Source organism: Hyalangium sp. (assembly GCF_035629615.1).
Taxonomy (GTDB): domain Bacteria; phylum Myxococcota; class Myxococcia; order Myxococcales; family Myxococcaceae; genus Hyalangium.
This window is the reverse complement of sequence record NZ_DASPHO010000696.1, coordinates 1-9368: the sequence shown is the minus strand read 5'-3', so window position 1 is coordinate 9368 and position 9368 is coordinate 1. Positions and strand designations below refer to the sequence as shown.

Annotated in this window: 7 protein-coding genes; 3 read left to right on the top strand and 4 right to left on the bottom strand. The window is 69.8% G+C overall.

The window, feature by feature from the left end:
- Positions 1 to 794, top strand: a 794-nt coding sequence (locus VD972_RS35020) for a tyrosinase family protein (protein ID WP_324993157.1), incomplete at its 5' end; no start/stop codon positions are given.
- A gap of 75 nt (positions 795 to 869) precedes the next feature.
- On the opposite strand, the gene VD972_RS35015 is transcribed toward VD972_RS35020, so the two are convergent.
- Together VD972_RS35015 and VD972_RS35010 are read right to left on the bottom strand one after the other, a co-directional pair.
- On the bottom strand, positions 870 to 2795 hold the full coding sequence (locus VD972_RS35015) for a carboxypeptidase regulatory-like domain-containing protein (protein ID WP_324993156.1): 1926 nt from the start codon (positions 2793 to 2795) through the stop codon (positions 870 to 872).
- Positions 2796 to 2873: 78 nt separating this feature from the next.
- Positions 2874 to 3941, bottom strand: a complete 1068-nt coding sequence (locus VD972_RS35010) for an AbrB family transcriptional regulator (protein ID WP_324993155.1) — start codon at positions 3939 to 3941, stop codon at positions 2874 to 2876.
- A gap of 92 nt (positions 3942 to 4033) precedes the next feature.
- Between VD972_RS35010 and VD972_RS35005 the strand changes: the two genes are divergently transcribed.
- Complete coding sequence (locus tag VD972_RS35005; protein WP_324993154.1) at positions 4034 to 5722, top strand: tetratricopeptide repeat protein; 1689 nt, start codon at positions 4034 to 4036, stop codon at positions 5720 to 5722.
- Positions 5723 to 5731: 9 nt separating this feature from the next.
- Here VD972_RS35005 and VD972_RS35000 read toward each other — a convergent pair whose 3' ends face one another.
- A complete protein-coding gene (locus VD972_RS35000) occupies positions 5732 to 6967 on the bottom strand; it encodes a serine/threonine-protein kinase (RefSeq protein ID WP_324993153.1) in 1236 nt (411 codons plus the stop codon).
- Between the two features lie 332 nt (positions 6968 to 7299).
- On the opposite strand from VD972_RS35000, the gene VD972_RS34995 reads away from it, so the two are divergent.
- On the top strand, positions 7300 to 8583 hold the full coding sequence (locus VD972_RS34995; protein WP_324993158.1) for a BamA/TamA family outer membrane protein: 1284 nt from the start codon (positions 7300 to 7302) through the stop codon (positions 8581 to 8583).
- Positions 8584 to 8598: 15 nt separating this feature from the next.
- Here VD972_RS34995 and VD972_RS34990 read toward each other — a convergent pair.
- On the bottom strand, positions 8599 to 9368 hold a 770-nt coding region (locus VD972_RS34990), incomplete at its 5' end, for a sugar transferase (protein WP_324993152.1).

Here is a 9368-nt window from a genome sequence, read left to right as displayed (position 1 = left end):
CGTGGCACCACCTGTCGATGATGATCTTCACGCCACCGTCGCAGCGCGATCGCAATGCGGCCCACTCCGGTCCGTCCTTCCTGCCCTGGCACAGGTACTTCCTGCTGCGCTTCGAGGGGTACCTCCGAGCCGCGCTGGACGACCCGGACTTCCGGCTGCCCTACTGGGAATGGTCCACGGATGCGGAGCTGGCCGATCCACGGCAGTCCCCTCTCTGGGGTCAGGCCGCTCTCGGGCGCTTCACCACGCCTGGCCAATGGCCGGTACGCGTTGTCGCCGCGGAGCGGGGGCTCGCGCGACTGGCTCAGCCGCGGCCTGTGCAGCGTGCTCTCGGCCGAGCAGGCGCGCTCCCCTCGCGCGCCGCAGTGCGGGCGGTGCTGCGCGATCAGCTCCTGTACGACGCCCCGCCCTACGACAGCTTCTCGACGGGCTTCCGCAACTTCTTGGAAGGCTGGGAGGGGCCGGAACAGATCCACAACACCGTGCACGTCTGGGTGGGCGGTGACATGACGGACAGCACCTCGCCCAACGACCCGGTGTTCTTCCTGCACCACTGCAACGTGGACCGGATCTGGCATACGTGGCAGGTCCGCAACCCGAACGCACCGTACGTCCCGGAGCAGAGCGCGCCCGCCTCGCTGGCCTTTCACCGGCTCGACGACGCCCTCTACTCGGTGTTCCGCGAGGCCGCACCGGTGACGCCGCGGAGCGTGCTCAACCCTCAGGCCCTCCCCTCTCCCTGGAGCGCGGACGCGCACTACACCTACGACACGATCGCGGACCTGCAACCCTGAGCCACCGCCGTGCCAGTGGGGCGGTCGCACGCGGGCCACCCTGCCAGCACAGCCGCGGTGGCCCACCTTGCTCCGTTAGATGCCGATCTTCTTCCGAGTGACGGGGATGTCCTTCACAGAAGGCTGCCCCGCCTTGCGCACACCGAGCAGGACCTGGGTGCCCTCAGGGCCGCGGATGCGCTGGATGGCGCCGGTGAACCCCAGCTCGGTCACCGGGGCCCGGTCGATGTGGATCACCTCGTCGCCTGGCACGAGCCCGGCAGCCTGGGCGCCTCCTCCTTCGATGACGTCTCCCACGACCATGGCGTCTCCTCGGGCTCTCAGGACAGCGCCAATGCCCACGAGCTCCACCTTGGGCCCGGCGTCTGCCTCCGCGGGCGTGAGTTCGATCACCACGGGAGCCGAGGGCTGAACGCCCGAGACGAGCCGGGTGTTGTGCCCTGGAGCGGAGACCGTCAGCGAGACACCCTTCTGCGGAATGCCCTCCAGAGTGAACGTTCCATCGGCGTCGCTGACGGCGTCAAACAGGGTGGCGAGCGCGGCGGCGCGCATTCCGCTCTCCACGGACACACGGGCTCCGGCGATCGGCGCCCGCGTAGCGGCGGAGAGGACCTTGCCCTCGAGCCGCGCCCCCCGTGCAAGCTCCACATCGGCGCGCACCTCTCGAACTCCCTCCGCAAATTCGACCTGGCGCTCCACGGGCACGAAGCCGGCGGCGAGCACCTGAATCAGATAGCGCCCGGCCACCAGCCCGCGGAAGGTGTAGTGGCCCTCGGCGTCGATGAACCTCGCCTGCGCGAACGGGAGCGACTCGAGAGCACCGCGCTGCGCCCGGACGTTCACGAGGAAGGCGGGCACGGGGGCTCCGCCCTCCTCCGTCACGCGGCCCACGAGCGCGCCTCCCTCGGCCAGCCGCAGCACGAGTCCGCTTGCGGGCACGCGAACGTCAAAGGCCCGTGCAGGAGCCAGCCCCACTGCCATGGCTGAGACGTCATACACACCCGACTCCAGCCCTTCGAGCACGAAGCTCCCGTCCGCCTCGGCGACGGCCTGGTAGCCGCCCGACTCGCCGAACACGCGGGGATAGGCGCTGGACGCAGACCCCACGGAGACGAGCGCCCCCGCGGCCGCGCTCCCGTCCGGTGCCAGGACACGTCCCTCAAGGCGGGCCTCGGCGCGGACCGCTGCCAGAGCCCCTCCGGGGAAACGAAGCTCGAGCCGCCGGGTCTGGAGGGTCTGCTCGCTGACTCCCTCGCGCGCCACGCCGTGCCCCATGTGCCGGGCTTCCACCGTCGCGTCCTCGGGTGCGGTGAAGCGGAACTCCCCGCGCTCGTCCGAGGTGAAGCGATCCCGCAGCGGGAACAACACGGTCTCCCCTGCGCGCTGCGTGAGCACGCGCACCGTCGCACCGGAGACGGGGGCTCCTGCTGCACTCAGCACCTGACCCACGAGCTCTGGCGTCGGCGTCAGGGCGATGACGACCTCTCGCACCTGGACGCCCGGCACGGCGGACAGCGCGATGGAGCTACGGCCCCACTCCGGCCCGAAGGGCAAGAAGCCGTCGGCACGGATGGCGGCCACCTGGTACACGCCGGGCGCCGAGGGCCGGAACTCGAAGCGGCCCTCCGCATCCGTCACCAGCGAAGACGCGCCGCTGGGAGCTGCCAGCGTCACCTCGGCGCCACGAATGCCCTCGCCCGTCGTCGCGGAGACCACTCGCCCCGAGAACGCTCCCGCGGGCACGGCGGCACTCCGCTCCAGGGTGACGCGCGGAAGCTGCCGAACAGGCTCTGCCGGCGCAACGGAGGCAGGAGTGGCCGCGCTCGCCGTCCTCGCGGGCGGCACCGGGGAGGAAGTGTTCGAGGTAGGGAGAGGCGCGGCTCGAGGAGCCTCCCCACTCTGGTTCTCCGGATCCGAGGCTCGAAGCGCCCACCATCCGAGCATCGCCCCGACGGCGATGACCGCCCCCAGCCCCATGCTCACTCGACGACGTCCTGACATGGAGCCACTGTATGCCCTGCCTGAGCCCGCATGAACCACCGTCAGAACGGCGGTACCTGCTCCACCCTCCCCTGCCTCTCACCGGCTCGCGGACAGCCGCCGGAAGAGGCTGGGGACGATGAGGAAGATGAGCAGCAACCGTCCCACCTGAACGGCGAGGACGAGCGAGAGGCTCGCGTGGGTACCGAGAGCGATGGCGAGCACCGTGTCGGCGCCCCCGGGGGAGGTGGCGAAGTAGGTGGTGAGCAGATCCACCCCACCCAGAGTGGACCACGTCCAGGCGAGCAGCATGCAACCCCCCACCACGGCCACCGCAGCCCCCAGAGCGCCCAAGGCGACGCGACGCAGCTCCTGCATGGCCGCGGCGTCGAACTGGCTGCCCACGCGCACACCGAGCACCCACATCGAGAGCGCCAGCAAGCCCGGAGGCAGCGCACCCACGGAGATGTCCAGAGCAGTGAGGGGAACTCCCAGCAGGAGCGGGCCCAGGAAAGCACCCGCCGGCAGCTTCAGCCGCACGCCCAGCCAGCCACCGACCGCGGCAACGAGGAGCGTCACCCCCCACGCCCACAAGGAGGACGGAGCGCCGGGGAGCACCATGGCGGTAGCCCCGTGCAGCCCCGGCCCGTCGCTGCCCCAGCGCCCCACCGCGCCGGCCACGAGGATGACGACGCCCAGGCGCACATACTGGAAGAGCGTCACCAGGCGGGAGTCGACACCCAGCTCCTCGCTGACGGCCACCATAGCGGAGGCCCCGCCCGGCATGAGGCCGAGAGTGACGGTGCGGACATCCACGCCGCTCACCCGGGCGAAGACGAGCGCCACGAGCTGGGCGATGGCCACCACCCCCACCACGTTGATGAGCGCAATGAGCCAGTGCTCGGCGAGCGCGCCCCAGGCAGAGGGCTGGAAGGCAGCGCAGAGGGTGGCCCCCAGCACGGCCGACGCGGCGATCTGCAGGGCCTTGGGCAGGGGGATCTGCACCCTCGCGAAGACGGAGCCCAGGAGCGCCACGAGCATCCCGCCCAGGAGCGCTCCTGCGGGCAGGTGGAGCAGCTCCGCCAGGGCCGCTCCGAGCAGTGACGCGAACGTCACAACCCAGACACGGGTGCGCGGAGCGGGCTGGGAGTCAGAGTCCTGTCTCATGTCAACAAGGGTCGCACGAGTGGTTCGGTCCGGCCTATGCTCGGCTGGATACGGCCAGGGGGAGACGACGATGGCAACAAGAAGAGGAGCCCATGGCTGCCGAGAACGAAGTGAGCCGACGGTCTGGCGAAGCGAGCGCGGAGCAGCCGCCTGAGCAGGTGGCCCAGGCGCTCGTCGACCGAGGCAACGCACTCCTGGACGAGCGCCAGTTCGAGGAGATCCTGTCCCTCACCAGCGAAGTCCTCCAGCGGTTCGGCGGCGCCCGCGAGGAGGCGGTGCGAGTGCAGGTGGCCCGGGCGTTCATCGGCAAGGCCATCGCCCTGGCGCAGCTGGAGCGCTTCGAGGAGTCCCTGGCCACCTGCAACGAAGGTGTCCGGCGCTTCGATGGCGCCAGCCCCGGGAAGATGCGGGAGCTGGTGGCCAAGCTGCTCCTCCACAAGGCGCACGCCCTGGTGAACCTGAAGCAGGCCGAGGCAGCCGTGGCCATCAGCGACGAGCTGCTCCAGCGGCACGACCGGGCCGGCGAGGAGGGGCTGCAGGTGGCAGTGGCCGGCGCGCTCCTCACCAAGGCCGATGCGCTGGGAGAGCTGAACCAGCTCGAGGAAGGGCTGCCCCTCTATGACGAGGTGTTCCGCCGGTTCAGCGGCGCGGACGAGGGAGTGCTGCGCTACCACGCGGCCATGGCGCTCTTGAGCAAGGCGATCTTCCTGCGGCTCTCGAACCGCCCCCGCGAGGCGCTGTCCACCTATGAGACGTTGATCGAGCGGTTCGGCGGAGCGGAGGATCCCCAGCTCCGGGACATGGCGGACACGGCGCAGCAGGGCAAGGCACGGACCGTGGAGATGCTGGAGCGCGCGGACGCGGAGCTGGCCTCTCTGGACGAGGTGGTCCGGCAGCAGGGCGAGGCGGGCGAGCCCGAAGTGCGGGAGCGGGTGGCCAAGGCTCTGCTGGAGAAGGCGGAGCTGCTCCGGCAGCAGCACCGCTCCGAGGAGATGCTCTCCGCCTTCGACGAGGTGCTCCACCGATTCGAGGGAGCGAGCGAACCGGCGCTGCGGGAGGCAATGGCCGAGGCCTTCCTCTATAAGGGCGTCGTCCTGGGGAACCTGAAGCGGACCCTGGAGGCCCTCTCCGTCTACGAGGCGATGATCCCCCGGTATGGCGGCGCGAGCGAGCCCGTGGCGATCCGTGTCCGGGTGGCCAAGGCGCTGGCATACAAAGGGGTGTTCCTGGGGAGGCTGGATCGGCGTGAGGAGGAAGTCGCGGCCTTCGACGAGCTGGGCCGCCGGTACGGCAGCGCGAGCGAGCCGGAGGTGCGCGAGGAGGTGGCCCGGGGGCTCGCCTGCAAGGCGGAGATCCTGTGGAAGCTGAACCGGCTCGACGAGTCCCTGGCGGCGTACGAGGAGGTCGCGCACCGGTTCGGCGAGGCGCCGGAGGACTCCGTGAGGGAGCGGGTCGCCGAGGCGCTCAATGACGCGGGCGTGGTGTTGATCTTCGAGGCCAAGCGGTGCTGGGTGCAGAAGCGGGAGCAGGCGCTGGCGTTTCTCGAGCGGGCGAGCCTGAAGATCTCGGCCTCGCTGGAGCGCCAGCCTCGCGGCTCCACCGCGCTGTGGAACGCGGGCTACATCGCCTTCCTGCAGGGCAAGCGCGAGCAGGCGCGCTCGCTGCTGGCGGAGTCACTCCAGATCGGCGGAGAGCGGCAGCGCTCACGAGGGCTCCAGGGCGGCGCCCTCTCCCCCATCCCCGAGGACGAGGAGCTCCGGGCCCTGGTGAGCTCGCTGTAGGCGCGAGCGCTACCCGAACAGCTTCAGCACGGACTGGACGAGCGCGGCGAGGAACAGCGACATCACCGCCGTGCTGCCGATGATCACGGCCTTCGGGTGCTGGTCCACGTACCTCAGCATCGTGTTGAGGCCGTGCTTCATCAGGGTGCGCTGGCAGTGCACCTGGATGCGCCCGCTCATGATGCGCTGGAGCTCTTCCACCATCGCATCGACAGAGCCGTAGCGCTTCGCGGGATCCTTCGCCAGGCCCTGGAGGACGAACCAGCCCAGCTCGGCAGGCACTCGCGGCTGAGCTGGGTGCTCGGTGATGGCCTCCGCTCCAGGGAGCACCGTCTGGACGCCCCCGAGGATGTCCGCCATCGACTCGCGCCCCTCCAGGTAGTGCCGTAGGAAGAGGAGCTCGTGGAACACCACGCACAGGCTGTAGACGTCGCTGCGCGGATCGAGCTTCTCGTGCTCGCCTCGCGCCTGCTCCGGAGACATGTAGAGCGGGGTGCCCATGACGGCGCCCGCCTGGGTGAGCAGCGAGGCGGACTCTCGCAGCGCCTGGGATGCGTCGTGAGAGGTGGGGCTCTGCCCGGAAGAGGCCTCCGCGCCTGGTTGACGGAACCGCCGGGCCAGCCCCCAGTCCATCACCGTCACCTCCCCAAAGGGCCCCACCATGATGTTCGCGGGCTTGAGGTCGCGGTGGATGAAGCCCTTGCGGTGGGCGTACGAGAGCGCATGAAGCACCCCGAGGAAGAGCTGTACCCGCGCCTGGAACGGGTACTGGGCATGAGCGGCCCGGTCCCCTTGCCGGAGCCGCGAGATGATGGACTCGAGCGTCTCTCCCTGCAGGTGCTTCATCAGGAAGTAGTACCGGCCGCGCTCGTCGATGCCCACGTCATGCACGGGGACGATGTTCGGGTGGTCGAGCTGCCCGACGGTGCGGATCTCCTCCACGAAGCGGAGCACGCGATCGAGGTCCGTGGCCTCAGTCAGCCGCTTGAGCGCCACCGTGCGCTGGATGTCATGGTCCTGCAGCAGCAGCACCTCACCCATGCCGCCCTGCCCCAGCGGCTGGAGCTCCTCGAAGCGCTCGCGCTGAAGGGGAACGACGCTGGGCCTGTCCCCGTTCCACTCCACGCGAGGGAGGACGGTGCTGCGCCGATTTCCGGAGGCCGCCGCAACCGGGGCACTGTCTCCCGACGCATTCTTGGAAGGGACCAGGGTGGCGTCCAGGGGGTGCTGATTCGCTTCCGTCATCCCTGACACATAGCAAGGCTTCCGAGGCGCCGCCCATCCCCTTCGGGAAGCCTGGGCGTGACCGTGCTACCCTCCTGGCGCTCCTCCTGGTTGCTTGCCTGCCAGGCCCGCTGAAGCGTCCCGCGATGACCCACGAAGAAGTGCGCGTGCGAAAGCCTATGAGCAAACGATGGGTGGGGTGGTACCTGGCCGTGGCGCTGGGCCTGCAAGCGCCCCGAGCGGACTCTCAGGAAGCCGTGCCGGCCCCCGCTCCTGAGACGCCCCCTCCTTCCGAGCCGCAACCTCTCCCTCCCGTCCAGGAGACCCCGCCGCCCGCTCCATCCTTAGAGCCGATGGTGGTGGAGTCGGTCATCGTCCTCGGCACGGAGAAGACGCGGGCCGAGACGGTGCAGGCGTACTCGCGCCTGGCGCCGGGCGACACGATCACCGCCGAGGAGCTCACCCGGGCAGAGCGGCGCCTGGTGGCCACGGGGCTCTTCCAGGAGGTGCGGGTCAGCACGCAGCCCATCGGCGACAGCCGGGTGAACGTGGTGCTCCAGGTGCAGGACAAGGCCTCCTGGGTGGTGGCGCCCACGTTCTCGGTGTCCAACTCGAACATCGGTGGCGGGGTGCTGTACGCGGAAGCCAACCTGTGGGGCCGCAGCAAGAAGTTCGCGACGGCGGTGCAGGTGAGCACGGCCGAGAGCGGTCTGTTCGTGGGCTACCTGGATCCGAACCTGTTCGGCTTTCCTCCGCTGCGGCTGAGCCTGGAGGGCCAGCTGCGCAGTGATCGGGTGGAGGAGTACCAGCCGGGCGCGAGCCACGATGTGCCCGAGGTGCAGCGCCGCACGCGGCTCAACTCGGCCTCGGTGGCGAGCGAGCTGTCGGTGATGATCGTGGAGCGGGTGCGCGTGGCCGCGAAGTACCGGCTGATGTTCATCGACGCCCAGGAGCCGAGCGCGGAGGCGCCGGTGCTGGAGCCGGCGTTCGAGCCGGGCTCGGTGCAGCGCGACTCCTCGCTGCGGCTGATGGTGGGCGTCGACACGCGGCAGAACCTGCACGCCATCATGGAGGGCCTGAACATCGAGGGCTCGCTGGAGATCTCGAACCCGGGGGTGTGGAGCCACTTCCGCTACAAGCGCTTCGGGCTGCTGTACCGGCACGGCCTGCGCTTCTTCGAGGAGCACAACCTCGTCCTGCGTGGCGAGCTCGCCGCGGGGGTGGACCTGCCGTTCCACCAGGAGCTGGTCGCGGGCGCCGCCTCGCTGCGCGGCTTCATCTACCGGCAGTTCCGCGGGGACACCCGGGCGTCGTTCACGGCCGAGTACCACTTCCCACTCTTCACCGTCCGCTCGCTCGCGTTCCGGGGGGTGGCCTTCTCGGACATTGGGATGTTGACGTGGCGGAGCATTCCGGAGGACCGGCGGCTCCTGGACGTGAACGGGCGGGTGGTACGTGGCTACCTGCCGGATGCCCATGACGGGGTGGGCGGCGCCACGGTGGCACAGGGGCTGGGGCTGGGCCTGCGCCTGTTCCTGCGCAGCGTGGTGCTGCCGCTGGTGGGCGTGGACGTGGCGTACGGCGTCAACTCGGGCGAGTTCCGCTTCTATCTGGTGGCGGGCGTCAACCCCTCCTGAGCGACCAAGCAGTCCTCAGCTGGCGCCGCTCCCGGTGATGACCACGGGCACGGTCTTGAGAATCAACCGCAGATCCGTCAGCAGGCTCCAGTTGTCGATGTACTGCATGTCCAGGTACATCCACTCCTCGAACGAGATCTGGTTACGGCCCGACACCTGCCAGATGCACGTGAGCCCCGGGCGCACGGACAGGCGCCGGCGCTGCCAGGCCGCGTACTTCTCCACCTCCTTGGGCAGCGGCGGGCGCGGGCCCACCACGCTCATCTCGCCGCGCAGCACGTTGAGCAGCTGCGGCAGCTCGTCGATGGAGTACTTGCGGATGAAGCGCCCGATGCGGGTGATGCGCGGGTCGTTCTTCATCTTGAACACCGGGCCGGTCTGCTCATTGAGCGCCTCCAGCCTGGCGCGCAGCTCCTCGGCGTTGACGACCATGGAGCGGAACTTGAGCATGTCGAACGGCTTGCCGTGCAGGCCCACCCGCTTCTGCTTGAAGAAGATGGGGCCGCGCGAGGTGAGCTTGATGAGCGCCGCCACCGTCACCAGCAGCGGCGAGAGCGCCACCAGCGCCGCGGCCGACGCGATGATGTCGAACAGGCGCTTGATGGCCATCTGGTGCGGCTGCGGCGCGTGCGTGACGAAGTGCAGGTAACCATCGGACACCGCGTGGCTGTCCTGGGCGCGCGCCCGATCCATGCGGAACGGATGCGCCGGCAGGGCGAACGGGATGCCGAAGCGCTCGCACAGCTTGATGGCCGCCTGCATCTCCTGGCCGTGCTTCTGCACGT

What these genes read in the sequence shown, in the direction of transcription:
- VD972_RS35000 (WP_324993153.1), bottom strand. Translation starts at nt 6,967, where the DNA reads ATGACGGAAGCGAATCAGCACCCCCTGGACGCCACCCTGGTCCCTTCC.
- VD972_RS35005 (WP_324993154.1), top strand. Translation starts at nt 4,034, where the DNA reads ATGGCTGCCGAGAACGAAGTGAGCCGACGGTCTGGCGAAGCGAGCGCG.
- VD972_RS34995 (WP_324993158.1), top strand. Translation starts at nt 7,300, where the DNA reads ATGGTGGTGGAGTCGGTCATCGTCCTCGGCACGGAGAAGACGCGGGCC.
- VD972_RS35010 (WP_324993155.1), bottom strand. Translation starts at nt 3,941, where the DNA reads ATGAGACAGGACTCTGACTCCCAGCCCGCTCCGCGCACCCGTGTCTGG.
- VD972_RS35015 (WP_324993156.1), bottom strand. Translation starts at nt 2,795, where the DNA reads ATGTCAGGACGTCGTCGAGTGAGCATGGGGCTGGGGGCGGTCATCGCC.